Here is a 24925-nt window from a genome sequence, read left to right as displayed (position 1 = left end):
TGGTTCGAGACGCGCGTTCCGCGCTCCTCACCATGAGGGGTGACAGTTATTCCCACATCCAGTTCTCGCCGTAGTCCTCCTTCCATCCCGCCAGCCGTCCGTGGCGGAATTGCAGGAACAGGCGGTGGCGGTAGGGGATCAAGCCGCTGCCGCCGATGTTGCGAAGCGCGAGGTAGATCTCGTTGCCGGGACGTCCCCGTACATATTGCAGCGGCTGCCCCAGGGCTCGCGCGCTCTGCTCGGCGTCCATGCCGAAGGCGAGCGGTGTGTTGTTCGACAAGGTCGCGACGAAGGGCCGGCGCGGCGGCATGGTGCCAAACGGCTCGGCCTGCACAGGCGCCGAGAAAAGTGTCGCCACGACGCCCGCAACCAACATCGCTCGCTTCATCGCCTCAGGTCCCCGTCCGGCCGGCCTATTGCGGCAAGTTCTTCAGGAAAGGCACGACCGCGTCAACAAAAGCCTTGGGCTGATCGATGTTGACGGCGTGTCCGGCGGCGGGGATCACGACCTTTTGTGCGCCGGGGATCTTGGCCGCCATGTAGTCGGATGCGGCCAGGAACGGCGTGTCGTCGGCGCCGACCACGATCAACGACGGCACCGTGATATCGGGAAGCAGCTCGATCACCTTCGCATCGCGCTGGGTCAGCATGCCGCGTGCGGCGAGCGCCAGCCCGCTGGCGTTGCGATGACTAGCGGAGGCGCGCTCGTGCGTCGCCGCCTTCAGCACGTCGAGACCTTCGCGCTCGAGCCTGTCGGCGGTGGCAAGCGCCCGTGCGTTCCAGGCCTCGCGTGCATCGTCCTTCTTGAAGCCCGGGCCGGTGTCGATGATCAGCAGAGCGCGGACGCGTTGCGGATAAGCACGCATGAAGGCGAGCGACATGTAGCCGCCGAGCGACAGCCCGCCGATGACGGCGCGCTTCGAGCCGACGGTATCGAGGATCGCCGCCATGTCGCCGACGGTGAGCGCTTCGCTATAGGCCTTGGGATCGTCGGGATAGTCGGACTGGCCGTGGCCGCGCATCTCCCACAAGACAAGCTTGTGGTCCCTCGCCAGCGCATCGACCTGTTCATGCCACATCGCCGAGGTCGATGAGTAGCCGTGCGTGAGCAGCAGCGGCGGCCCGTCGCCATGAACCTCGTAATAGATTCCGACGCCGTCCCGATCGATCTTCGGCATTTCTCCCGCCTTTATTGTTTGTTTCGTCGCGGCCATCCTAGCCGCCGGGTTACCTCGAAGAAACCGCCTGAAGGCGATGGCATGTATGCTTGACGCGAGGTCTGCCGTTTTCCTTTGCATCATGCGCGCTGCGTCAGTTCCGTTCTCGCAACGCACAACATGCAAAGGCCGAGATGGCTTCGATCAATTCCAGATTGCATTTGCCTCTGCAGCGGAACGCGATCATTCTTGCGATCAAGGTTGACGCCAGCCCGGTGGGCGTCCGCCAATACAAGTTGCCGCCGTAAGCGGCTTCATGCACCGGCAGGGGAAGACGCCTATGCCAACTCTCACCATCAACGGGCGGAGTCTGTCCGTGGATGCGGCGAACGACACGCCGCTCCTCTGGGCTATCCGCGAGCAATTGCAGATGACCGGCACCAAGTTCGGCTGCGGCGCCGGCCTGTGCGGTGCCTGCACCGTGCACGTCAACGGCGAAGCCGTGCGCTCGTGCCAGACCATGGTCGGCGATGTTGCCGGCAAGAAGGTCACCACCATCGAAGGCCTCTCCGCCAAGGGCGATCATCCGCTCCAGAAGGCATGGATCGCCGAGCAGGTTCCGCAATGTGGCTACTGCCAGTCCGGGCAGATCATGCAGGCAGCCTCGCTGCTCGCGAAGAATGCCAATCCGACCAAGGAAGAGGTCGTCGCACACATGGACGGCAATCTCTGCCGCTGCATGACCTATTCGCGGATACAGAAGGCAATCATGCGTGCCGCAACCGAGATGCGCACTGCATCCGCCTCCGGCAATGAGCGGAGGTCCACATGAATAAGCACGTGAACAACGTCGCCCCCGGGACGACCGATCTCAGCCGCCGCTCCTTCCTCGTCGGCACCGCCGCGTCCGGCCTCGTGCTCGGCTATGCCGGCATGCCCGGCATCGATCCGGCGTCGGCCGCCGCGCCCGCCAATTTCGAGCCGAGCGTCTGGTATGCGATCTCGCCTGACGGTCTCGTCACCGTGACCTGCGGCAAGGCCGACATGGGCCAGCACATCGCCTCCACCATGGCGCAGATCGTCTGCGAGGAGCTGGGCGCGAAATGGAGCGACATGCGCGTGCAGCTCGCCTCCAACGATCCGAAGTTCAACGATCCCGTTCTGGGGGCGCAGATCACCGGCGGCAGCTGGTCAACCATGATGAATTTCGAGGCGATGAGCCGGGCGGGCGCTGCCGGCCGCATTGCGCTGACGGAAGCGGCGGCCGCAGCCATGGGCCTGCCGCCCTACTTCAAGGACCAGCTGGTGGTGCGCGACTCCATGGTCTCGCATCCGAAGTCGAAGAAGCAGATGTCGTTTGCAGACATCGTCAGGAGCGGCAAGGCGACCAAGACCTTCACGCCGGACGAGCTCAAGGCGATCAAGCTGAAGACGCCGGATCAATACACCATGATCGGCGTGTCGGTGCCGCAGCTCGACATCCCCTCCAAGACCAACGGCACCGCCAAGTACGGCATCGACGTGATGCTGCCGGGCATGGTCTACGGCAAGGTGGTGACCCCGCCGGTGCGCTTCGGCGCCACGGTGAAATCGGTCGACGACAGCGAAGCAAAGAAGGTGCCCGGCTTCATCAAGGCCATCATCCTCGACGACAAGACCGGAACCACCTCCGGCTGGGTGGTCGCGGTGGCCGGCACCTATGCCAACGCGCGCAAGGCGGCGGATGCGCTGAAGATCGCCTATGACGGCGGTCCGAACGCCAAGCTGTCGAGCCAGTCGCTGCTCGACGAGGCCAAGCGGCTCCAGGGCCTCGAGGATTCCGGCCAGTTCTTCGTCAAGGACGGCGATCCCAATGCGGCCTTCGGTTCGGCGGCCAAGGTCGTGGAGGCCGAGTACACCACCAGCATCAACATCCACGCGCCGCTGGAGCCGATGAACGCCACAGCGGAGTTCAAGGGCGACATCCTGCACATCTATTCCGGCAACCAGTTCGCGACGCGCTCCGGCGCGATCGCCGCGGGCGCGGCCGGGATTGATCCGAAGTTCGTGGTGATGCACCAGCATTGGCTGGGCGGCGGCTTCGGCCGGCGTCTCGATGCCGACATGATGATTCCGGCCGTGCAGGCGGCAAAGGCGGTCGGCAAGCCGGTGAAGGTGATCTATTCGCGCGAGAACGACATGACGATGGATTTCTCGCGTCCGCTCACCTACCAAAAGGTGAAGGCCGGCGTGGACGGCGACGGCAAGCTCATCGCGCTCAGCCACGACGTCGTCTCCGCCTGGCCGACCGCGCGCTGGGGAATCCCCGATTTCCTGACGCCATCGGTCGACAAGAAGGGGCCGCTCGACAGCTTCACGGTGAACGGTGCCGACTTCTTCTACACCGTGCCCAACCATTATGTGCGCGCGATCAAGAACGAGCTCGCGCACAATGCGACGCCGTCCGGGCAGCTTCGCTCGGTGGCGCCCGGCTGGACCTTCTGGGCGGTCGAAAGCATGATCGACGAGATCGCGGCTGCGACCGGCAAGGATCCCGCGCAGTTCCGCATCTCGCTGCTCGACGGTGCCGGCAAGAACGACGGCGGGGCGCAGCGGCTGCGCAACACGCTGCTCGCCGCAATGGGACTGTCCGGCTACGGCACCAGGCAACTGCCGAAAGGCGAGGGCATGGGCGTCGCCTGCGTCTCGTCGCAGGAGCGCGCGACCGCAAGCTGGACGGCGTGCGTCGCCCACGTCGCGGTGGCGCCGTCGGGCGAGGTGACCGTGAAGAAGCTCACGGTCGCAACCGATGTCGGCACGCAGGTGCATCCCGACAACATCCGCGCCCAGGTCGAGGGTGCGGCGCTGTGGGGCCTGTCGCTGGCGATGTACGAGAAGGCGACGCTCAAGGGCGGTGGCATCGAGCAGACCAATTTCGACAGCTACACGCCCTTGCGCATGAGCCAGATGCCCGAGGTCGCGGTCACCGTGATCGCCAATGGCGAGAAGGCCACCGGCGTCGGCGAGCCGGCGGTGACGGTGATCGCCCCCGCCATCGGCAACGCCATCTTCAACGCCAGCGGCGCCCGCGTGCGGGCGCTGCCGATCACGGCCGAGGCCGTGAAGGGCGCAATGAAGGCGTAAGCCGGTCGAAGGCGGCCAGAGATCATCCGCCGGAGGGCAACTTCCGGCGGATTGGTTGTTATGCGGAACGCCGCATCCACATATTCACTGTCATGCCCCGCGCAGGCGGGGCATCCAGTACGCCGCGGCCTTTCCGTATCCTCACGCTGCCTCTGGAATACTGGATCACCCGCCTTCGCGGGTGATGACAGTGGGACCCAAATTCCCCTTTATCTTCAATGGCCGTTCTACTGTGCATGGGGTTGTTTTCACCGTTCTGCAGTTCCCTTGCCGGTAACCGAAATCCGTAAAATTGCGCGCAATTCCGGAAGGTTCCATTGAGTACGCCTCTTAAGGGCCGGAGAACCTGATCCGGCTTAGGCTTTCGCCCGAAACACTCCCGTTCTCTTGGGGAAGCCATGAACGCCTCAGTGAAACCCGCCGCCAAACGCCGGCTTCTGCTCGCCTCCGACCGGAGCGACGAGAGCACCGAGCTTGCCAGCATCCTGAAGGCGGTCGGCGACGTCTCGACGGTGACGACCCAGGACATCCCCGAGAAGCCCTCGCGCGATCTCTCCGGCCTCGTGGTCGACATCAATCTGCGCTCGCCCGAGAGCGTGCAGCGGGTGCGCAACAAGCTGCGCGGCGATGCCTATCGTTCGATGCCGCGGCTGTTCGTGCTCGCCGATGCCCTGCACCACGGCACCATGCAGGCCTGGGCGCTGGGCGCCACCGACACGATCTCGCGGCCGCTTCAGGCCGACGCGATCCTGCAGCGCATCCGCGCCGCATTTCCCGACACCGCCACCTATGACGCGACCGATCGCGGCAAGACGCTCAACCGCGGCGTCGAGGCGGCGCACGCGGTGCTCGCCAAGATGTTCGAGAAGCTGCCTCTCGGCGTGCCCCTGACCTTCGACGACGTCATCGCCGCCGAGAGCAAGATCCTGAAGGCGATGAAGCACTCCTCGCTGCGCGAGTGGCTCACCACGGTCGGCTGCCACCATGTCGGCAGCTATCGCCACTGCCTGTTCGTCACCGGATTTGCGGTCGCCTTCGCGCAGCATCTCGGTATGCGCGAGGACGACCAGCGCCGCCTGACCCGTGCCGCGCTGCTGCACGACGTCGGCAAGGCCTTCGTTCCCTCCGCGCTGCTCGACAAGCCCGGCAAGCTGACCGACGAGGAGATGGACGAGGTCCGCCAGCATCCGCGCCGCGGCTATGATGCGCTCGCAGCCCAGGGCGGCTTCCCGCCGGAGATGCTCGACGTCGTGCTGCATCACCACGAATTCCTCGACGGCAGCGGCTATCCCAACGGCCTGTCGTCGAACCAGATCAGCGACATCGTGCGGCTGACGACGATCGTCGACATCTACGCCGCCCTGGTGGAGAAGCGCGCCTACCGCATGCCCTTCACCCACTCCCGCGCCTTCACGATGATGGAAGGCATGGGCGGCAAGCTCGACCAGCAGCTGCTGCAGGCGTTCAGGCCCGTGGCGCTGGGGTCGTTTTGACTTCTTGACGAGTCATTCCGGGGCGCGCGCAGCGCGAACTATGGTGCGCAGTTGCGCACCTGAGAATCTCGAGGTTCCGGGTTCGGTGCTTTGCACCGCCCCGGAACGACTGTGATCACCCCACCATCTTCCTCAGCTCCGCCTTCGCCACCTTCTCCAGCGTCGAGCGCGGCATGTCGTCGACCAGCCTGATCTCGCGCGGCACCTTGAAGTCGGCGAGGCCTTTGCGGCAGGCGGCCATCACGCTGTCATGCAGGTCCGGCGCTGCACCCGCGACGCCGCCGTGCGGGATGATGAAGACGACCGGCACCTCGTCCAGCATCGGGTGCTTCTTCGCCACCACCGCCGCCTCGCGCACGCCGGGGACGAGCGCGATCACCTGCTCGATCTCGGAGGCCGCGACGTTCTCGCCGCCGACCTTCAGCATGTCCTTGGCGCGGTCGCCGAACCTGATGAAGCCGTTCGCCAGCCGCTCGACGCGGTCGCCGGTGAGGAAGAAGCCGTGCGTGTCGAAGCTCTCGCGCGTGGCTTTCTCGTTGTGGAGATATTCGGCGAACAGCGACAGGCCGCGGATGCCCTTGATCGAGAGATTGCCGGTGTCGCCGACCTCGGTCGGCCGTCCGTCATCGTCGGTGATCCGGATCTGGTACTCAGGCGCGGCGCGGCCGATCGACATCGGGATGTTGGGCTGATCGACCTCGCCGACGATGCCGTGGGTGATGGTCTCGGTCATGCCCCACCAGCCGATGATCTTGACGCCGAACGCGGCAAAGGCCGGCGGCTCGTTGACGGCGCTGCCCCACAGGCGGAATTTGTGGTCCTTCGGGATCTCCTGCTCGAGCAGCGCCTTCATGCAGAAGGGAATGGTCGAGGTCCAGGTCGAGCCGTGCTCGCGCGCGACGCGCCAGAACCGGCTTGCGGAGAAGCGCGGCTGAATCACGCAGGTCGCCCCGACCCAAAGCGTCGCCAGCATGGAGTAGGCCAGCGCGTTGGTGTGAAACAGCGGCAGATAGGCCTGGTGCACGTCGCCGGCGTGCAGGTCCTCATGCGCGGCGTTGATCTTGGCGCCCCACAGCGCGTTGGCGTGGGTCCACAGCACCGCCTTCGGCCGCGATGTCGTGCCGGAGGTGTATTGTACGCTGCACGGCGCGAGCGGATCGGCCATGCGCCCGGGACGGTCGGCGCTGTCGGCGAACAGCGCCCCGAAGCTGTCGTCGTGCGCGACGGGCTGTGCCGGCGCCGCGCCCGCATCGTGCGAGGTCACCGCGATCCAGCGCAGATTGCGGCAGTGCTTTGCAAGGATCTCGGCGTAGGACGGTTGCGTGATGGCGGCAACCGCGCCGCAATGATCCGCAAAATATTCCATCTCGGCCGGCGCCGAACGCGTGTTTGTGGTCACTGCGATGGCGCCCAGCTCGACGCAGGCAAACCAGGCCAGCAGCGCCTCGATGCAATTGTCCAGGTGAATGAGCACATATTCGCCCGGCCTGACGCCGCGCTTCGCCAGCCCCGCCGCGAGCGCGCCGACCCGCTCGTGAAACTCGCCATAGCTCCAGTGCCGCGCCGGCGCGTCGAACGGCGCCCAGATCAGGAAGGGATGAGCGCTGCGCACCTCGGCGCGCATCTTCAGGAGCCACGGCACATCCAGCCCGTCAAACGGGCCCACGATTCCGGCTGCGGTCTGTTGATTGGGCATGCGTCCTCCCGTGCAGCCTGCATCTTGATGGCGGCCGCCTTTTGATTATTGCGTCTTCCTGCCACCGGACGGCGCGGGGAGCAAATCGGGGGCGGTGTGCGCTGTGCAGTGGCCGCGCGCTCGTTCTCTCATTCGTCATTCCGGGATGGTCCGAAGGACCAGACCCGGAATCTCGAGATTCCGGGTTCGATGCTTCGCATCGCCCCGGAATGACGAGTCTAGTTTTCGTACGACGAGATCTCGATCAGGCTGCCGTCCGGATCCCTGCAATAGACCGAGCGCAGCGTGCCGCGGGCGCCCTGCTTGGGAACCGGGCCTTCCTCGATCGCGACGCCATGTGCCTGCAAATGCGCCACCACCTCGTCGGGCGCGGCGGAGGTGAGGAAGCACAGATCCTCGCTGCCGGCGGTCTGGTGATCGGCGGTGAACCACTCGACCTTGTCGGCATCGCGCGGCCGGACGTTGATCTTCTGGTTACCGAATTGAAGGGAAGTCCGCGGCGCTTTGCCGCCGCCGGGGTCGAACACCTTGACTTCCATGCCGAGAATCTTGCGGTACCACTCCGCGGTCACCGCGACGTCGGCGACGTTGATCACGAGGTGATCGAGGGCCTCGACCTTGACCGGCATGCCTTATCCTTTCGTCGCCATGTGCGTTGCGCACTTTCCGCGTGCTTCCGGCTTTGTTACAACGCCGCCGACGACGCTTTCAAGATATCTGGCTTTCAAGAACAACACGTTGGGAGAACCCTTGAAATGATCACTCGCCGTACCGCGCTGGGCCTGCTTGCCGCCACTCCTCTTGCAGCCAGCCCGCTGTCGAAGGCGCTTGCCGCCGATTATCCGGCTCGCCCGGTGAAATGGGTGGTCGGCTATCCGCCGGGCGGCGCCACCGACATCCTGGCACGGCTGATCGGCCAGCGGCTGTCGGAAAAGTTCGGCCAGCAATTCGTGATCGAGAACAAGCCGGGCGCCGGCAACAATATCGCCACCGAATCCGTGATCAATGCCGAGCCCGACGGCTACACGCTGCAGCTGGTCAATCCGGCTAACTACATCAACGCCTCGCTCTACACCAACCTGAAGTTCAACTTCGTGCGCGACATCGCGCCGGTCGCCTCGTTCCAGCGCGTGCCGAACGTGATGACCGTGAACAAGGACGTGCCGGCCAAGACCGTCGCCGAGTTCATCGAATACGTGAAGGCCAATCCCGGCAAGGTCAATATGGCCTCGTCAGGCAACGGCACCTCGGTGCACCTGTCCGGCGAGATGTTCATGGCGATGACCGGCTGCAAGATGCAGCACGTGCCCTATCGCGGCGCGGCGCCCGCGATCACCGACATGCTCGGCGGTCAGGTGCAGGTGATCTTCGACAACATGCCCTCGATCATCCAGCACATCCGTTCGGGCAGCCTGCGTGCGATCGGCGTCACCACCGCGCAGCGCTCGCCGCAACTGCCCGACGTGCCGGCGATCGGCGAGACCGTGAAGGACTACGAGGCGAGCGCGCTGTTCGGCATGGGGGCGCCGAAGAACACGCCGAAGGAAATCATCGCCAAGCTCAACGATGAGATCAACACGCTGATGAAGGAGCCCGACATGACCAAGCGTCTGGTCGAGCTCGGCGGCGAGCCGCGGGTGCAGACCCCCGAGGCGTTCGGCGAGGAGATCAAGGCCGAGACCGAGAAGTGGAAGAAGGTCGTCGAGTTCGCCGGCCTGAAGGTCGAGTAGCGATCTTGTGATGATCGGAATTGGAGCCCTGCCGTTCGGCAGGGCTTTTTTTCTTGCGCGCGTTGTCTCGTTGATCTGGAATAAAGCGGCCCGGCGAAACCTGATGATGTATGGCGCCGTATCTGGCGCCGTGAAGAGAGGAGTTGGGACATGCGCAAGACGCAACTGGTCCTGCTGACATTGGGTGCGACGGCCCTTGCCGGTGTCGTCACCGTCACGCCCGCCGCGGCGCGCGACTATCCCTGGTGCGCCCAGGGCGGCGAATATGATTATCCCGGCGAATGCGCCTACAGCACCTACGAGCAGTGTCTGGCCAGTGTGTCCGGCCGGCTGCTGTACTGCGGCCCCAATCCGCTCATGGCCTATGGCCAGGTGCCGCAGCGCCAACCGCAGCCGCGCCGGCGCACGCGGCCCGTCGCGCCGTACTAGCCGCACGAAGTCATCTCGAAACCCGCAGCGGCGCATTTTCGCGTGATCGCTCCGGAATAAACTGGCTCCGCGAGCCTTTCTCTCTGTGAGGTCGCATGTCGCGCGGCGAACATGGGAGATCGGTCATGCGCAAGGCGCAACTCGTGCTGGGCACCATGGTCCTTGTGTGGCTCGCCGGCGGCAGCCCGGCGCGGGCGGACTATGCGTGGTGCATTCAGGATTCGGAATATGGCTATCCCGGCGACTGCTCCTATCAAACCCGGGAGCAGTGTCTGCTGAGCGCCTCAGGCCGCAAGGGCTTTTGCGGTCAGAATCCCGCCTTGGTCACGCGAGCGCCACCTCAGCCGGCTCCACGAGCCCGGCACGCTCCGCCATACTAGCGGCGCCTCTCATTGACGTCTGCCTGATCACCTGATCGTGCAGATCCGGGCGCGCGGGTTCCCGCTTGACGCCTTCTCGTTCACGTCTATACTAAACCACATGGTTAAGTATCAGGACGAGACGCTGGACCGGACCTTTGCGGCGCTATCCGACCCGACGCGGCGCGCGCTTCTCGCCCGCCTCGGCGAGCAGGACAGTCTGTCGGTGAGCGAGCTGGCCGCGCCGTTTCCGGTCTCGCTGCCGGCGATCATGAAGCATCTCGATGTGCTCACGGACGCAGGCCTGATCGTGCGCGAGAAAACCGGTCGCACGGTCTCGTGCCGGCTCACCGCGCAGCCGATGGAGCAGGCGATGAACTGGCTCAATCGTTACGCGCAGTTCTGGTCCGACAATCTAGATCGTCTTGCCGCCTTCGTGGAGGAAGAGACATGGCCAACACAGCCGTCAACGCCGATTCCCGCAGCGCCGAGCGCCCGGCAGAACGTCCAAGCGAACGTCCAAGCCTCACGCTCACGCGCCGGCTCCGCGCGCGGCCGGAAAAAGTCTACGCCGCCTGGACGCAGGCCGCGCAGCTAGCGCAATGGTTCGGGCCGCCGAACATGAAACCGGCGACGCTGACCGCCGAGCTCGACGTTCGCACCGGCGGTCGCTACCGCATCAGCTTCGTCAGCGACGACGGCGAATATTTCGAGGCCGGCGGCACCTATCGCGAGGTCGTGCCGAACGAGCTTTTGGTCTTCACCTGGGCCTGGCACTCGACGCCCGAGCGCGAATCGCTGGTCACGATCTCGTTCAAGCCGGATAGCGCCGGCACGCTGATGATCTTTCATCACGCCCAGTTCTTCGACGAGGCCGCACGCGACAACCATCGGCGGGGCTGGAGCTCGTTCCTCGACAAGCTCGATGCCTTCGTCGCCTGATTTCTGTCAGAGGAGACCGTCATGCAACCCCATCAGATCGTATCGCGCGAGCAATGGATCGCGGCTCGCAAAACCCTTATGGCGCATGAGAAGGAGCTTACAGCGGCTCGCGAGCGCCTCGCCGAGGAGCGCCGCGCGCTGCCCTGGGTCAAGGTCGACAAGGACTACGTGTTCGACGGACCGAGCGGCAAGGTGACGCTCGGCGATCTCTTCAAGGGGCGTCCGCAGCTCGTCGTCCAGCACGTGATGTTCGCGCCCGACTGGGAAGCGGCCTGCAAGAGCTGCTCGTTCTGGGCTGACGGTCTTGATCGCATGGTGCCGCACCTGGCCGCACGCGACACCGCGACGGTCGCAATCTCGCTGGCGCCGATCGCAAAGCTCGAGGACTTCAAGACGCGGATGGGCTGGACCTTCGACTGGGTCTCGTCGGGAAGCAACGACTTCAACCGGGATTACGGCGTGACGTTCTCGCCGGACCAGATCGCCACGGACAAGCCGATGTACAATTTCGGCACCACGAAGATCTACGGGCCGGAGCTGCCGGGCATCAGCGTGTTCTACCGCAACGAGGCCGGTGAGATCTTCCACACCTATTCCTGCTTCGCCCGCGGCCTCGACATGATGAACGCCGCTTATCAGTACCTCGACCTCACCCCGCTCGGCCGTCACGAGGAGGGACTGCCCTATCCGATGGATTGGGTGCGCCTGCGCGACCAGTACGAGCCGCAGGCGGAGAAGGGTGCGTGCTGCCACGGGTGAGGGGGCGGGGACGCCCTGCCCACGTCAAAGGTGTCATCGCCCGGCTTGACCGGGCGATCCAGTACTCCGAGAGGGGAGTGATAGAGACGAGAGGCCGCAGCGTACTGGATTCCCCGCCTTCGCGCGGAATGACAGCAGTGGTCGGCGCGGCAGCTTGCCTTGCTCGTGAGGGCTACCGCTTCGCGTCGGCCTGCTCCGTCGCGTTGCACGAGATCAGCATCGTATAGGGCCGCGCGTTGCCGGCGATGTCGGTGGTCTTGAGCTCGGCCTTAGGCTCGGCGGTCTGATAGGGCACCACGGAATTGTCGAGGAAGTCGCGCAGCACGCCGGTCTTGATGGCGAAGTTGATGTTCTCGGGAATGTTGCCGGTCGCCACGGCGATGCGGAGCGCGTCGACCTTTCCGGTAACGACGCCCACGATCTGCCCGGTGGCGTCGAACAGCGGGCCCCCGCTGTTGCCGGGCTGCACTGGCGCACTGATCTGCAGGAAGCGCGTGTCGTTGCGCATGCCGCTGAGTGAGCTCACGATACCGGTCGTCACGGTGAAGTCCGAGGTCAGCATTCCATGGTAAGGAAAGCCGATCGCGATGACGGAATCGCCGGAGCGGATCGAGCGGTCGCGGATACGGGCAAAGTCCTTGAAAGCCGCCGTCGACGGCGCCTGCAACAAAGCGAGATCGTTGTTCGCATCGCTGGACACAACGCGCAGCGCCATCGAGGCCTCGCTGGTGAGGTTGCCCTTGATGTCGCCGACGCAGCCGTCGATCACATGGTTGTTGGTGACGACGTGGCCGTTGGCGCTGACCACGAAGCCGGTGCCGCTCTTGGTTCGAGCAGATTTGCCGCCGGTTGCCGGTGATGCCTGCTTGTCCGGCGCGGTCTGCGGCTTGGCGGCAATCTTTGTAAAATCGCCGGCCTTATCCAGGCCGTCGGCTTTGACTCTGGTCACACAATTGGTAATCGCAGCCACCAAAGGCGCAGTTGACGTCAGGCTGAACTGAAAGGGCGTACCTCTCGCCACCGCCACCATCAGGCTCGCCTTCTGGAGCGCGCGGGCGACGTTGGTGGGCAGAACTGCCGAGACCATCACCTCGGAAAACGCGGTCGCGAAGAGTCTTACCTCGGCCTGACCGTCGAAGGTTACGTCGATCGTCAGGTTCTCACCCTTCTTGAAGCGAAATGCCGGATTGGCAAAGCCGAGCAGCCAAGAGCTGTTTGCATCCTGGCCAACAAGCAAGGTGACGCCGTTGGCGTAAGGTGTGCTTGCGGCGCAGTGAGAGAACGCGCCGGTCGAATCATTGGAATAGGCGCCACCGTTCCAGTTGCCGACGCGGATCGTGCCGAAAGGCCCCGCCGCATGGGCCACCCCGGCCAGGATCATCTGTAGCACGCACGCAACAACAGTCGTCTTGAACATCTCCACGCCCCCGGAACGCTATTGGCTCATCTTATCCGGCCGGTCCCCATTGGCGCAACCGGCAGTTGTTCTGTTGAAGCGTGTTTCCTCGGGGCATCCTTCGGGCTTGCGCTTACTTTGCAATGCTATATACTTTGCAATACAAAGTAACGGATCCCGACAAGCGGGGTCGAGCGAGGTTCTGGCGTTGCCGATGCGCGATCTCGACAAGGCGCTGGCCGACATCGTGGCGATCCGCAGCCAGATTGCGGCCGGCACGGCGTTCCGCGGCTACGGCCCGGCAACCATGGTCGCGACCGGCGGTGTCGCGCTGATTACGGCAATCCTGCAATTCTGGCTGCTCGGCGACCCCACCGGAGAGCCGCTCGGCTTTTTCTTCGGCTGGTTCATCGCCGCCGTGGTCTCCGGCCTGATGATCGGGATCGAGATGCGCGCGCGTTCGCGCCGCCATCATTCCGGCCTTGCCGACGCCATGATCCACCAGGCGGTCGAGCAGTTCCTTCCGGCAGGCGTCGCCGGCGTGCTGCTTGCGGTGGTGATGTGGAAGTTCGCGAGTGAGACGCTGTGGCTGTTGCCGGGTCTGTGGCAGATCCTGGTGTCGCTTGGCATCTTCGCCTCCATTCGCTCGCTGCCGCGCACCGTCGCGCTCGCCGGCGCCTGGTATTTCGTTTCGGGTTTCGCGGTCGTGGTGCTCGCGAGCCGAACCCACACGCTGTCGCCGTGGACCATGGGCCTGCCTTTCGTGATCGGCCAGTCGGTGATGGCGGGCATTCTGTATTTTGCGTCCGGAGATCATGATGTCGAAGACTGACAGCGCGCCTTTTTCCTATGAAGGGCTCGACCGCGTCATCCACGAGAAGGCGAGGCTCGGGCTTCTGACCTCGCTGATGGCGCATCCGAAGGGGCTGGCGTTCGCCGACCTCAAGCTGCTCTGCGGCCTTACCGACGGCAATCTCAGCCGGCATCTTGCCGTGCTGCAGGAGGCCGGCCTCGTCGAGGTAACCAAGGGCTATGAGGGCAATCGCCCGCACACCACATGCCGGCTGACCAGGGCAGGCCGCCGCCGCTTCCTCGACTATCTGGCCGTGCTCGAGCGCCTGGTGCGCGACGCCGCCAAGGCCGCCGGTCGCGAAGCGCCGCCGCTCGGCCGTCTCGGTATCATCTCGACCTGATCCTCCCCTTTTTTGACCGGAGACTTTGCAATGCAAAGTGACATGACCTCTCGCAGCGAGAAGCTTCACGTCGGCATCATCATGGACGGCAACGGCAGATGGGCGACGCGGCGCGGCCTGTCGCGGCTGCGCGGCCACGAGGCCGGCGTCGAGACGATCCGCCGCATCGTCGAGGCGGCGCCCAAGCAGGGCATCGGCACGCTGACGCTCTATGCGTTCTCGACCGACAATTGGCGAAGGCCGAAGGCCGAGGTCGCAGCGCTGATGACCCTGCTACGCTTCTATCTCGCCAACGAGGTGCAGAGCCTGGTGAAAAACGGGGTGCGTCTCACCGTGATCGGCCGTCGCGACCGACTGCCTGACGGCATCGCGAATGCGATCGCGCGGGCCGAAGCGGCCACCGCCCACGGCAGCACGCTCCACCTCCGCATCGCCGTCGATTATTCCGCGCGCGATGCCATCCTCAACGCGGCGGCGAAGGCGGCGGCGCTGACCAGCCTCACCCGCGAGGCGTTCTCGCAGCTCGTCACCGGCGAGGCCGGTTTGCGCGACGTCGATCTCATCATCCGCACCTCGGGCGAGAAGCGGCTGTCGGACTTCCTGCTGTGGGAAGGCGCCTATGCCGAGCTGCACTTCACCGAGCGGATGTGGCCGGAATTCGATGCGGGCGATCTCGCCGAGGCGCTCGCCGCGTTCCACGGCCGTGAGCGGCGCTTCGGCGGCCTCCAGGCGATCATGCCCGAGGAGGTGCCGTCACTCTCGCGGGTGTGAGGTACGGCATAGGGCGGCGCGCAGTTCGTTTTCGGCCGCAAGATTGGCAGCAATGTCCAAGCGGTAAGTGCACGGTCTCGGCTAGGTGTGCGGTTCACGCAACCTGCCGAGAGCGTCACGCATGCTACAGCTGTTTCCGGGGGGCGTCGTCGCGCCGGTTGAACTGGCCGAAGCGAAGGGGATGGTCTGCATCAGGGCCGCCAGTGCGTCCGATGTGGAGGACCTGTCGGTCTATTTCACCGGCCTGTCCACGTCATCGCGCAACAAGCGTTTCATGGGGGCGCGCGCCGACCTCGCCGTGGTCGCGGCCGAATGCGTGGCGAAGGCCGACCGTCCCGGTCACTTCACCTTGCTGGCCGAGTTCAGGCAGGAGGGGCAGCGCAACATCATCGGCGAAACGCACTACGCCTACGATGCGGCCGCACGGCACGGCGAGTTTGCCATCTCGGTCGCCGACGCCTTCCAGCGCCTGGGCCTTGGCCTCCAGATGATGACGGCGATGGAGACGCGCGCGATCGATCTCGGCCACGAGATGATCGCCGGCGAGACCGCGCGGACGAACGCGGAAATGCGCGGCCTGGCGAAGAAGGCCGGGTTCAGGGATACCGGGCTCGGCGACTGGCAGTCGGTTCACCTCGCAAAGCACCTGTCGCGATAGCTCTACACAGGTCGAATTGCCGCGTGGCACGGATCGTGCTCTAGTATCCCGGCGATGGGTATCCCCAGCGATGGGAGCTTCGGCGATGCGCGCAGTCCTGGATTATTGCACCGGCGGAATGGAGCGGCAGGTTGCGGCCGGTACGGTTTTCGTCACCGAGGGCGGCACCAGCGGCCATCTCTATGTGCTGATGCAGGGCAAGCTCGAAGTGCTCAAGGGCGAGATGGTGGTCGCCACCGTCACCGAGCCGGGCGCGGTGCTGGGCGAAATGTCGGTGCTGCTGGGCCAGCCGCACACCGCGACGGTCAGGGCCTGCTCCGATGCAATCGTCTACGAGTTCGAGGATGCCGCCTCGTTCCTGAAGCAGGAGCCGGGGGTGGCGCTGCTGATCGCGAAGATGCTGGCGCAGCGGCTCAACGTCGCCAACACCTATCTTGCCGATCTCAAGCGGCAATATGCCGGCCACGGCACGCATCTGGCCATGGTCGGCGAAGTGCTTCAGAGCATGATCAACTTGCCACCGCTTGAGGTCTCGCCAGGCTCGGATCGGCAATCCGATCCAAGAATGTAAGCCAGTCCGGCGGCGCCTCGACAAATGCCGCCGGCCGCTTCAGCGGCGCGCCGAGGTCGATCCACTGCGCCTCGCCGGCCGCGAGCCAGTACGCCCTGTCGGCATCGAGATCCAGCACGATATGCGTCGGCGGCCGGCCCGGTTGCAGGCCCGCGTTGAAGACCCAGGTCTGGCCCAGCCGGTCGAACCACGAGCCGTCGGTGATGAAGGGCGACTGATGCACATGTCCCGAGATCACCATCGACGGCTGATACTGCATGATCCACTGCACCACCTCGACATCGCCGAAGAAGCGCTTGCCGCCCCAGCTCGTCGGCGAATTCGCCGGCGGCGCATGATGCGCCCAGATCCAGCGCTGCGGCCGGCTCGCCGCGGCATCGCGGAGCTGGTCGGCGATGCGCTGCTTGACCAGCGGTCCATCCCACCACGGGCACACCGTGAACAGGGTGTCGCCGATGGTGAGGCTGTCGCCGTCGCAGGCGATGCCCAGCTCGCGCACCTCCGAGATCCAGCGCGAGATCTTCTCGCCTTCCGCATTGCGCTCGTCGAGGTCGTGGTTGCCGGAGCGGATGATCACGCGGGTCTTCCCGGCAAGCAGCGCGAGGTATTTCTTCACCACCACGATCTGCGCGCGAAAATCCACCATCGAGCCGATATCGAGCGCATCGCCGGCGAAGATCACCAGGTCGAATTGCGGCGCCGCGCTGACCAGCCAGTCGAACTGCGGCAGCGCGTAGTGCAGGTCAGCCACGACCAGGCAGCGCATTTGAAATCCGTTCGCGATTGAAATTGTCTGGGAATTCCAAAACGGCAAAAAGCAAGAAGCAGACCAGCACGGCCGCCCCCTCGCGTCAATCCAATGAGCCGGAGCATGCCGCGGCGTATCGCGGCATGCAGGGCATCGGGCGTCGCAGGTCTGGACCGGACCATCGAATTCTGCTGTCGTGGCATATCCTCAATCGCTCGTGTCCGCATGACCCCCTTCAAGACCATTCGTGCCCGCGCCGAGAAGCGCAAGGGCGGCCCCAAGGCGCTGGACAGGCTGATGCCCGACAAGCCCGACCTCAAGCGTCTGGCCAAGCTCGGCGACGACCGCATCCTCGCCGAGATGACCCGGCGGGTGTTTTGCGCAGGGTTTGCCTGGAGCGTGATCGATTCGAAATGGGACGGCTTTGAAGCGGCCTTCCTGCATTTCCAGCCGGCCAAGCTCACCTTCCAGCCGGAAGACTATTGGGAAGGTCTGCTGCGCGATGCGCGGATCGTGCGCAACGGCGCCAAGATCATGTCGGTGCGCGACAACGCCGCCTTCGTCCAGGCGATCGCAAAGGAGCACGGCAGCTTCGGCAAGTTTTTGGCGAAGTGGCCGTCGTCCGACGAAATCGGCCTGCTCGATCTCCTCACCAAGCGCGGCAGCCGGCTCGGCGGCAATACCGGCCAGATGCTGCTGCGCTTCGTCGGCTGGGACGGTTTCGTCACCTCCAGGGATGTCGTGGCCTGCCTGCGCGGTGCCGGCCTCGATATCGGCGAAGAGGTGAAGTCGAAGGGCGATCTCGCAAAAGTGCAGGCGCAGTTCAACGCCTGGGCCGGGGAGACCGGTCTGCCCTACACATATCTGTCACGCATCTGCGCGCTCTCGGTCGGCGAGGTCAGGAGCGAGTAACGGATCAAAAGGCATCAGGAGAAGCCTATCAGGCTGCCCATGATTTGCTCGGCGACGGCGCGGACCGCGACATTCGGATCGTCGAAGCTGCCGATTAGAGCCGCTCACAGGCAGATCGTGGACATCGTGTGGCGAACCCGTGCCGTGAGCGCGGCGGATGAAACTCGCGATCACGAAATACATTTCATCGGAACATTTGTGCGCAGCACCGGTTCGGGAATTTGAGCCAGGCGACACAGGCGCAGGGAACGCCGGTCCTAGCTCAACTCAATGAAACCCGGCACGACAGAAACGGAGCAGCTCATGAAGCTCACATCCGAACAGGTGAAGCAGACCGTCAACCAACTCGGCGCCCAGGTGCTGCCCGACGAGCATCCCGCAATGCCGCAGCTCAACAGCATGTTCGGCGAGCACACCTTCTTCGTCGACGAGACGGGCCTGAAGGTCCTCGAGCCGACCCCGTCGCTCGGCGCCGAGCGCCAGACCGGCGAAGTCGTCAGCCTCGCCGACTGGAGCGATGCCGACCTCACGCGCCTGATGGCCCACGAGCCGGAGCCGACGGGTGTGATCGTCGTGTTTGAGCATGTGAGGCATTGACCATTGCCGGTCGTGAAGGAAGATCAGATCGGCGGGGGAGACCCCCGCCGTGAAGGTGTGACGCCGTCAATCGATACGGCCGCCTTCAGGCAGCTCCGAGCTTGAGATTTTCGCGATAGCGTGGGCGCTTTTCGCCTCAGGTCGCATCAATAAACGCCGCAGCGTCTGGCAAGGGCTTTTACTGGCGGTATGGCCGACGCGTCGGCGATATAATTCGCCTCCATCCATCCATGGAGGTCGAGATGCATCGTGCCGTTCCGATGCTGGCATTGCTTGCCACATTTTTATCCGTTGTATTCTCGGGGCCGGCCCAGGCCGCCGAGGCGGATCGTTACTGCCTGCGTGGTCGCAACTGGGGCTTTCCGGGCAATTGCCAGTTCGCCACACGCCCGCAATGTCTGGCTGCCGCTTCCGGCACGAACGCATATTGCGGCATCAATCCACGCTATGCCGCTCCGCGGCGGCGCTGATCACCCTCAGAGATAAACCGTTCTGCGGTTATCTGCGCGGCAGACGCGTCCAATCAGGAAAGGCACGCTCAGATGCGAAAGCTTGCACTGTTCGTCATCCTGCTCGCGTTCGCGGGAATGTTCCCTTCCAGCGAATCGTATCCTCAGAGCGCGCTTCGGGGTGCGGTCATCGGCGGTGCCGTCGGCGGTCGTCGCGGCGCTGCGATAGGAGCTACGGCCGGAGCGATCGCCGGCGCCCACCGGCGGCATCGGCATTGGCATAGATATTATTGGCGGAACGGCAGCTGCTGGTACCGCTCGAGCAGCGGAAGGTCGCACCGCGTGTCGCATCGGTACTGCCGTTAAGTGGAGCGACGGATCGAGAACGGTAATTCAACGAGGGGATGGCAATGTTCTTCGTTCAAGAGGGATTCACGTACCGAAATTTCCTGATGGACATGATTGCGATATTCGCATTCGTCGTCTGGTTCTGGCTGCTCATCGTCATCTATGGCGACCTGTTCAGGCGCCACGACATCTCCGGGTGGGGCAAGGCACTATGGGTGCTCGTGCTGGTTCTGACCTCCTACCTCGGCATCTTTGCATACCTCATTACGCAAGGGCGAAGCATGGCCGAACGTAACGCCGAGCAAGCTCAACGGGCGCGCGAGGAGTTGCGGCACATCGTCGGCTTCAGCGTTGCAGACGAGCTTACCAAGCTTGATCAGCTCAGAAAGGCGGGATCCGTAACGGATGACGAGTACAGGCGGCTTCGCACCAGGCTGGTTTCCTAGCCGTCATTGCGCGCGGCACATTCGGAAGCGATGTTTGAAAAATCCCGTCACCGTCCATCCGGTTCAAATGCCGAAAGTCAGCTGCGGCTCCGGATCATCCCCGTCCTGGAGGGCAGACAGCGATACGCCCAACAGCCTGACGCGCTTGGGCAGCGGCATCTCGACTTCGAGCAGGCCGCAGGTCAGCCGCTCCAGATCGTCCCGGCCTGCAACCGGTGTTGGTGCGGACCTGCTGCGTGTGATGATCTCGAAGTCGGCAAATTTGATCTTCAAGGTGACGGTGCGGCCGCGGTTGCCGGTCGCCTCGCAATGGCGCCAGACCTTGTCGACGAGAGGCTTGAGCGCGGCGACCAGCGCCTCGAATTCGTCGAGGTCGGCCTGGAACGTGGTCTCCGCGCCGATCGACTTGCGGATCCGGTTGGCCCGCACCGGACGTTCGTCGACACCGCGTGAGATCCAATAGTAATAGGCGCCCGCCTTGCCGAAATTCGCGTTCATGAACTCCAGCGTCTGGTTACGCATGTCGCGACCGGTAAATATGCCGAGCGCATTCATCTTCGCGCTGGTCGCCGGGCCTATCCCGTGGAACTTGCCGACGGGCAGCGCCTCGACGAAGGCGGGTCCCATCTCCGGCGAGATCACGAACTGGCCGTTGGGCTTGCGATGATCGGAGGCGAGCTTGGCCAGAAACTTGTTGTAGGAGATGCCCGCCGAAGCGTTGAGCCCCGTCTCGGCCTTGATCTTCTCGCGGATCCGCAGCGCGACGTCGCGTGCCAGCGGAATGCCCTGCAGGTTTTCCGTCACGTCGAGATAGGCCTCGTCGAGTGACAACGGCTCGATGATCGGGGTGTGTTCGGCAAAGATCTCGCGGATCTGCCTGGAGATCGCCTTGTAGACCTCGAAGCGCGGCCTGACGAAGATCAGGTCGGGACATTGCCGCTTCGCCGTCACCGACGGCATGGCAGAGCGAACGCCGAACTTGCGGGCCTCGTAGCTGGCGGCCGCGACGACGCCGCGTTCGGCGGAGCCTCCGACCGCGACCGGCTTGCCGCGCAGCTCCGGATTGTCGCGCTGCTCCACGGACGCATAGAACGCATCCATGTCGATATGGATGATCTTGCGGACGGGCGAGGTTTCGCCCGTCACCGTGCCGGAATCGCTCATGGAGAGATGATACAATCGTGCAAGGAGAAGCGCGAGGCGATCGATGCTTTTCGCGCCTTACGCAGCCTGGGTTCGCGTTTGCCGGCCTGCTCAATGCGGCCATCTGGCGTTTGAATTGAGGCGTTCAGTCTCGACCAGGTTCAAACAACAGTCTCAGGCTTGTGAGTGGCAAGCATGGGCACGCGATCTAATATGAGGGCGCGGAGGACAACCCATGCAATACAGCTCCGAGCTCATTCGCACGATGCGTCAAGCGCTGGAGACCGTGATGGCGAGCGTACCGGCCCATCAATCGGTCTTCGGTCTGAAAGCGGCTGTGGCCGAATGCATCCTGAAGGCCGCCGCACACGGCCAGACGTCCTACGACGGCCTGGTCGCGTCCGCCTCGGACCAGATCCAGACGATGATCTCGATGCTCAGCTAGGCGCTGGCGTGAAGACGGCGACAAGGCTGGCGCACCCGACACGATTCGAACGTGTGACCTTTGCCTTCGGAGGGCAACGCTCTATCCAGCTGAGCTACGGGTGCAGTGGGCCTCATTTAGCCGATTGGCGAGGGGTGGGCAACCGCTTCCGCCGTGTTCGGCCACGTTGATTTGCGGGCAATGCGGACAGGAACCGGCAGGCTGTCGCAGCCAAGCCGTATTGCCGCATAGAGCGCCTGGTCGGCCAGGCCCAGCAGCCGGTCGGGGGTGCCGTCGGCCTCGCCGGGAATGTGGCTGGCGACGCCGACGCTGAGGGTGACGTGGTCGCCGGCTCCCTGGCGCCATGGGCGATCCGCAAGGCCATGACGGCGATGCGGATCTCGCCATCTCAGGCCACCGCCGCCACCGGAACGGCGTGGCTCGGGCCGAACAGCTTTCGCACCTCGCTGGCGGGCTTCGGCGCGCTGAACAGATAGCCCTGCATCTCGGTGCAGCCGAGCGCGCGGAGCAGCTCGCGCTGGGCCTCGGTCTCGACGCCCTCGGCGACCGTGGTCATGTGGCTCGCGGCGGCGATGTTCACCACCGCCTGCACGATCACGGGCGCGCCGCTCGTCTCCGCGATGTCGGCGACGAAGCAGCGGTCGATCTTGATCTTGTCGAACGGGAAGCGCTTCAGATAGCTCAACGAGGAGTAGCCCGTGCCGAAATCGTCGAGCGCGATCCGCACGCCGATCGCGCGAAGCTGGTGCAGGATCGCGAGCGCCGCCTCGTCGTCGCGGATCAGCACGGCCTCGGTGATTTCGAGCTCGAGCCGGCGCGGATCGAGTCCGGAGGCGGCGAGCGCGCCGGCGATCCTGAGCGCCAGCGTGTCGCATTTGAGCTGCACCGGCGAGACGTTGACCGCAACCCGCACATGCGCCGGCCAGGTCGCGGCTTCGTTGCAGGCCATGCGCAGCACCCAGTCGCCGAGCTCGTTGATCAGGCCGGTATCCTCGGCGATCGGAATGAACTCCGCCGGCGAGATTCCGCCGCGTTCGGGATGGCGCCAGCGCAGCAGCGCCTCGCAGCCGGAGACCTCGCCCGAGCGCAGATCGACCAGCGGCTGATAGTGGATCTCGAAGCCGCCGTTCACCAGGGCCTGACGCAGATCCTGCTCCATGGTCAGGCGCGCCTTGGCGCACGCGTCCATTTCCGGCTCGAAGAAGCGGTGGGTGCGGCGTCCCTCGGCCTTGGCGCCGTACATCGCGAGGTCGGCGTTCTTGATGAGTTGGTCGAGATCGTTGCCGTCCTGCGGCGCCAGCGCGATGCCGATGCTGGCGTCGGTGGAGAGCTGGTGGCCGAGACAGTGATAGGGCTGCCGGATCGCCTCGTAGATCCGCGTCACGAAGGACAGCACGTCGGCACGGGACTGGATTCCGGTCTGGATCACTGCGAACTCGTCGCCGCCGAGCCGCGCGATCAGGTCGCTCTTCTTGAGGCAGCCACGTAGGCGGGTGGCGATCGCCTTCAACAGCTCGTCGCCGACGTGATGGCCGAGCGAATCGTTGATGCCCTTGAATTCGTCGACGTCGATGTAGAGCAGCGCGAACTGCCCGCCGTCGGCGACCTTCGCCAGCTCGCGTTCGATCTGCTCGCGGAACAACGTACGGTTCGGCAGGTCGGTCAACGCATCGTAGTGCGCCATATGCGCGATCTTCTCGTGGGCGCGCCGCCGCTCGGTGACGTCCTCGACGACATTGATGATGTAGCGCGGCTCGCCGGACTTGTCGCGAATGCCGATCCGGGTCGAGGTGATGTAGCGCCGTCCGATGGTCGGGGTGCTCCAGATGTGCTCATCCAGAAATAGTCCGTCCGGCGATTGCAGCAGCTTGTCGTCGTCCCGGGTGATGATCTCGGCGGCGTCCGTCGGATAAAGGTCGAACGCGGTCTTGCCGACGATCGTCTCGGGGGCGGTGACGAGTTGTTCCTCGGCCACCTGGTTGGCCAGGAGGTAGCGCCGCGTGTGGGCGTCCTTCACGGTGATGCGCGAGGGAATATGGTCGATGATCTCGCGCAGGAAGGTGTGGTTGCGATCGCGCTCCTGTTCCAGGTTGCGGCGCTCGGTGATGTCTTCGATCGTGGCGACCCATCCGCCCTGCGCGAGCGGGGTATTGATGACCTGGAAGGCGCGGCCGTTGGCGATCTGATGGGTTCTCGTGGAGACCGTGCCTTCGGCGACGGTCCTCATGACGTCGTCGCAAAATTCCTCGACGTCGCCGTCGAACGCGTCACGTTCCTTGCGATGGTACATCGCCTCGCGGATGTGACAGCCGGGCTTGATGACGTCGTGGGAGAGGCCGAACATGTCGGCGTACCGGCGGTTGCAGGTGACGATGTATCCGGCGGCGTCGTACAGGATCAGCCCTTGCGACATGTTGTTCAAGGCCGTGTCGAGCCGCAGCCGCTCCGCTTCGATTCCCTCCTGGGCTTCGCGGTTCTGCCGGTTGATCTGGCGGATGATCAGAAAGAGGATCAGCGCGATCACGACGGCCGAAAGCGCGGCCGTCGTGACCATGAAGCCGGTCTGCTGCCGCCAGTCGGCAAGCGCCGCCGCCGTGGTGTTGGTGGCAACGATGACCAGCGGGAAATGGTTCAGCGACGCGGCTGAGCCAAGCCGCTCCTCGCCGTCGACCGGGCTCCTGACGCGAAGCGTTTGATGGCCGCCCTCGGTCAGCACCTTGTGCATCAGCGGCGCGGTCTTGAAGCTCCTGCCGATCAGCTCCTCGACATGCGGATAGCGCGCCAGCATCTTGCCTTCGCGATCGAACAGCGAGATCGCCGTGCCTTCGGCGAGCGCCACGGATGCGAAATAGTTCTGGTAGCTGTCCGGATCGATCCGCCGGACCATCGCACCGACGAAGGTGCCGTCCGGCAGGCTCAGCCGGCGTGCGACGACCGTGGTCCATTTGCCGATGATGAAGCTGCGGACGGACTCCAGCAGCACCGGTTCGGCCATCGGGTCCGATTTGAAGGTCTGGAAGTAGGCGCGCGAGGAGATGTTGATCTTCGGCAACGGCTGGGCCCGCGACCAGTTGATCAGTTCGCCGTCGGCATCGTAGATCGCGATGTCTCCGAGATAGGAGACCGAGCTGACCTTGCTGCGCAGCATCTGGTTTGTGGCAGGTCCGTACATGCGCTCGCGGAACATCCCGGGCGAGGCGATGCCCGGCAGGTTCATCTGCCCGATCAGATCGGCGGCGACGACGTCGGAATCCTCGAATTGCTGATCGAAATGCCGCGCGATCAGCTGCACCGTGTTTTCCAGCTCGCGCTCGCGGTTGGCGAGGGTTCGCTCGCGGAATTCGCCGACGGCCATGGCGGTCACGGCGAAGATCCCCGCGACCAGCAACACGCCGCACAGGGTCAGCCACAGGACAGGACCACGCCGCGCCAAGGCCGCCCAGCCGCTCTTTGCGGCTAAGGACATTCCGGCTGCCACCGTGGAAAAGACCTGGCGCATTCCCCCTCCCTGGAGGAACATGAATACACCGCACAAATGGCCCAAACCTTAGGAAAGCCGG

Annotated in this window: 26 protein-coding genes, 1 tRNA gene and 1 pseudogene; 19 read left to right on the top strand and 9 right to left on the bottom strand. The window is 64.5% G+C overall.

Annotated features, from left to right (window positions below; all coding sequences use genetic code 11):
* Positions 1–46: 46 nt before the first annotated feature.
* On the bottom strand, positions 47–388 hold the full coding sequence (locus AAFG50_RS41195) for a hypothetical protein (RefSeq protein ID WP_028172557.1): 342 nt from the start codon (positions 386–388) through the stop codon (positions 47–49).
* A gap of 25 nt (positions 389–413) precedes the next feature.
* Positions 414–1178, bottom strand: a complete 765-nt coding sequence (locus AAFG50_RS41190; RefSeq protein WP_028172558.1) for an alpha/beta fold hydrolase — start codon at positions 1176–1178, stop codon at positions 414–416.
* Between the two features lie 319 nt (positions 1179–1497).
* Between AAFG50_RS41190 and AAFG50_RS41185 the strand changes: the two genes are divergently transcribed.
* The 3 genes from AAFG50_RS41185 (at position 1498) to AAFG50_RS41175 (ending at position 5773) form a co-directional block, all read left to right on the top strand.
* The gene (locus tag AAFG50_RS41185; protein WP_028172559.1) at positions 1498–1989 is read left to right on the top strand and encodes a (2Fe-2S)-binding protein; all 492 of its coding nucleotides are present in this window, start codon (positions 1498–1500) and stop codon (positions 1987–1989) included.
* A complete protein-coding gene (locus AAFG50_RS41180; RefSeq protein WP_028172560.1) occupies positions 1986–4280 on the top strand; it encodes a molybdopterin cofactor-binding domain-containing protein in 2295 nt (764 codons plus the stop codon). The genes AAFG50_RS41185 and AAFG50_RS41180 overlap by 4 nt, the downstream gene beginning before the upstream one ends.
* Before the next feature lie 398 nt (positions 4281–4678).
* Positions 4679–5773, top strand: coding sequence for an HD domain-containing phosphohydrolase (locus AAFG50_RS41175; RefSeq protein WP_011083664.1), 1095 nt, complete (start codon positions 4679–4681; stop codon positions 5771–5773).
* Positions 5774–5888: 115 nt separating this feature from the next.
* Here AAFG50_RS41175 and AAFG50_RS41170 read toward each other — a convergent pair whose 3' ends face one another.
* Both AAFG50_RS41170 and AAFG50_RS41165 read right to left on the bottom strand, forming a co-directional pair.
* A complete protein-coding gene (locus AAFG50_RS41170; protein WP_028172561.1) occupies positions 5889–7469 on the bottom strand; it encodes an ATP-dependent acyl-CoA ligase in 1581 nt (526 codons plus the stop codon).
* Positions 7470–7687: 218 nt separating this feature from the next.
* A complete protein-coding gene (locus AAFG50_RS41165) occupies positions 7688–8098 on the bottom strand; it encodes a VOC family protein (RefSeq protein WP_011083666.1) in 411 nt (136 codons plus the stop codon).
* A 126-nt stretch (positions 8099–8224) separates the two neighbouring features.
* Between AAFG50_RS41165 and AAFG50_RS41160 the strand changes: the two genes are divergently transcribed.
* The 6 genes and pseudogenes from AAFG50_RS41160 to AAFG50_RS41135 all read left to right on the top strand — a co-directional run bounded on the left by AAFG50_RS41160 (position 8225) and on the right by AAFG50_RS41135 (position 11688).
* Positions 8225–9199, top strand: a complete 975-nt coding sequence (locus tag AAFG50_RS41160; RefSeq protein ID WP_028172562.1) for a tripartite tricarboxylate transporter substrate binding protein — start codon at positions 8225–8227, stop codon at positions 9197–9199.
* A gap of 150 nt (positions 9200–9349) precedes the next feature.
* On the top strand, positions 9350–9628 hold the full coding sequence (locus AAFG50_RS41155) for a DUF3551 domain-containing protein (RefSeq protein WP_028172563.1): 279 nt from the start codon (positions 9350–9352) through the stop codon (positions 9626–9628).
* A gap of 95 nt (positions 9629–9723) precedes the next feature.
* A complete protein-coding gene (locus tag AAFG50_RS41150) occupies positions 9724–10008 on the top strand; it encodes a DUF3551 domain-containing protein (RefSeq protein WP_312000463.1) in 285 nt (94 codons plus the stop codon).
* A 37-nt stretch (positions 10009–10045) separates the two neighbouring features.
* Positions 10046–10585 (top strand): metalloregulator ArsR/SmtB family transcription factor, encoded by a 540-nt coding sequence (locus AAFG50_RS41145; protein ID WP_028172565.1) that lies wholly within the window; start codon positions 10046–10048, stop codon positions 10583–10585.
* Positions 10586–10596: 11 nt separating this feature from the next.
* A pseudogene (locus tag AAFG50_RS41140) lies at positions 10597–10929 on the top strand (SRPBCC domain-containing protein); the annotation flags it as partial.
* Positions 10930–10950: 21 nt separating this feature from the next.
* The gene (locus AAFG50_RS41135; RefSeq protein ID WP_028172567.1) at positions 10951–11688 is read left to right on the top strand and encodes a DUF899 domain-containing protein; all 738 of its coding nucleotides are present in this window, start codon (positions 10951–10953) and stop codon (positions 11686–11688) included.
* A gap of 172 nt (positions 11689–11860) precedes the next feature.
* On the opposite strand, the gene AAFG50_RS41130 is transcribed toward AAFG50_RS41135, so the two are convergent.
* Positions 11861–13105 carry a serine protease gene (locus AAFG50_RS41130; protein WP_039186762.1) on the bottom strand — a complete coding sequence of 415 codons (1245 nt, stop codon included), beginning with the start codon at positions 13103–13105 and terminating at the stop codon, positions 11861–11863.
* Between the two features lie 193 nt (positions 13106–13298).
* Between AAFG50_RS41130 and AAFG50_RS41125 the strand changes: the two genes are divergently transcribed.
* The 5 genes from AAFG50_RS41125 to AAFG50_RS41105 all read left to right on the top strand — a co-directional run bounded on the left by AAFG50_RS41125 (position 13299) and on the right by AAFG50_RS41105 (position 16277).
* Positions 13299–13916, top strand: a complete 618-nt coding sequence (locus AAFG50_RS41125) for a hypothetical protein (protein ID WP_028172569.1) — start codon at positions 13299–13301, stop codon at positions 13914–13916.
* Positions 13903–14277, top strand: a complete 375-nt coding sequence (locus AAFG50_RS41120) for a transcriptional regulator (protein WP_028172570.1) — start codon at positions 13903–13905, stop codon at positions 14275–14277. The genes AAFG50_RS41125 and AAFG50_RS41120 overlap by 14 nt, the downstream gene beginning before the upstream one ends.
* A 30-nt stretch (positions 14278–14307) precedes the next feature.
* Positions 14308–15048, top strand: a complete 741-nt coding sequence (locus AAFG50_RS41115; protein WP_011083674.1) for a di-trans,poly-cis-decaprenylcistransferase — start codon at positions 14308–14310, stop codon at positions 15046–15048.
* Between the two features lie 121 nt (positions 15049–15169).
* Positions 15170–15706 (top strand): GNAT family N-acetyltransferase, encoded by a 537-nt coding sequence (locus tag AAFG50_RS41110; RefSeq protein ID WP_028172571.1) that lies wholly within the window; start codon positions 15170–15172, stop codon positions 15704–15706.
* Positions 15707–15791: 85 nt separating this feature from the next.
* Positions 15792–16277 carry a cyclic nucleotide-binding domain-containing protein gene (locus tag AAFG50_RS41105; RefSeq protein ID WP_028172572.1) on the top strand — a complete coding sequence of 162 codons (486 nt, stop codon included), beginning with the start codon at positions 15792–15794 and terminating at the stop codon, positions 16275–16277.
* Here AAFG50_RS41105 and AAFG50_RS41100 read toward each other — a convergent pair.
* A complete protein-coding gene (locus AAFG50_RS41100; protein WP_028172573.1) occupies positions 16216–17043 on the bottom strand; it encodes a metallophosphoesterase in 828 nt (275 codons plus the stop codon). The two genes, AAFG50_RS41105 and AAFG50_RS41100, sit on opposite strands and share 62 nt — an antisense overlap.
* A gap of 207 nt (positions 17044–17250) precedes the next feature.
* Between AAFG50_RS41100 and AAFG50_RS41095 the strand changes: the two genes are divergently transcribed.
* From AAFG50_RS41095 to AAFG50_RS41080, 4 genes are all read left to right on the top strand, one after another.
* A complete protein-coding gene (locus tag AAFG50_RS41095; RefSeq protein ID WP_028172574.1) occupies positions 17251–17937 on the top strand; it encodes a DNA-3-methyladenine glycosylase I in 687 nt (228 codons plus the stop codon).
* 303 nt (positions 17938–18240) lie between these two features.
* A complete protein-coding gene (locus AAFG50_RS41090; RefSeq protein WP_028172575.1) occupies positions 18241–18534 on the top strand; it encodes a hypothetical protein in 294 nt (97 codons plus the stop codon).
* Between the two features lie 242 nt (positions 18535–18776).
* Positions 18777–19004, top strand: a complete 228-nt coding sequence (locus tag AAFG50_RS41085) for a DUF3551 domain-containing protein (RefSeq protein WP_028172576.1) — start codon at positions 18777–18779, stop codon at positions 19002–19004.
* A 389-nt stretch (positions 19005–19393) separates the two neighbouring features.
* Complete coding sequence (locus AAFG50_RS41080) at positions 19394–19777, top strand: SHOCT domain-containing protein (RefSeq protein ID WP_028172578.1); 384 nt, start codon at positions 19394–19396, stop codon at positions 19775–19777.
* Between the two features lie 63 nt (positions 19778–19840).
* On the opposite strand, the gene dinB is transcribed toward AAFG50_RS41080, so the two are convergent.
* Positions 19841–20941: a DNA polymerase IV gene (dinB, locus tag AAFG50_RS41075; RefSeq protein WP_028172579.1), complete on the bottom strand. Its 1101-nt coding sequence runs from the start codon at positions 20939–20941 to the stop codon at positions 19841–19843.
* A gap of 214 nt (positions 20942–21155) precedes the next feature.
* On the opposite strand from dinB, the gene AAFG50_RS41070 reads away from it, so the two are divergent.
* The gene (locus AAFG50_RS41070) at positions 21156–21365 is read left to right on the top strand and encodes a hypothetical protein (protein WP_011083684.1); all 210 of its coding nucleotides are present in this window, start codon (positions 21156–21158) and stop codon (positions 21363–21365) included.
* A 27-nt stretch (positions 21366–21392) separates the two neighbouring features.
* On the opposite strand, the gene AAFG50_RS41065 is transcribed toward AAFG50_RS41070, so the two are convergent.
* Both AAFG50_RS41065 and AAFG50_RS41060 read right to left on the bottom strand, forming a co-directional pair.
* Positions 21393–21469 (bottom strand) — tRNA-Arg (locus AAFG50_RS41065).
* Between the two features lie 284 nt (positions 21470–21753).
* Entirely contained in the window at positions 21754–24864 is a 3111-nt protein-coding gene (locus AAFG50_RS41060; protein ID WP_028172580.1) for an EAL domain-containing protein, read from the bottom strand.
* Between the last annotated feature and the right edge of the window lie 61 nt (positions 24865–24925).

Origin of the sequence: Bradyrhizobium sp. B039, from assembly GCF_038965675.1 — a bacterium.
Taxonomy (GTDB): domain Bacteria; phylum Pseudomonadota; class Alphaproteobacteria; order Rhizobiales; family Xanthobacteraceae; genus Bradyrhizobium; species Bradyrhizobium diazoefficiens.
Note: the sequence above shows the minus strand (reverse complement) of the source record. Positions and strands in the feature narration are given on the sequence as shown.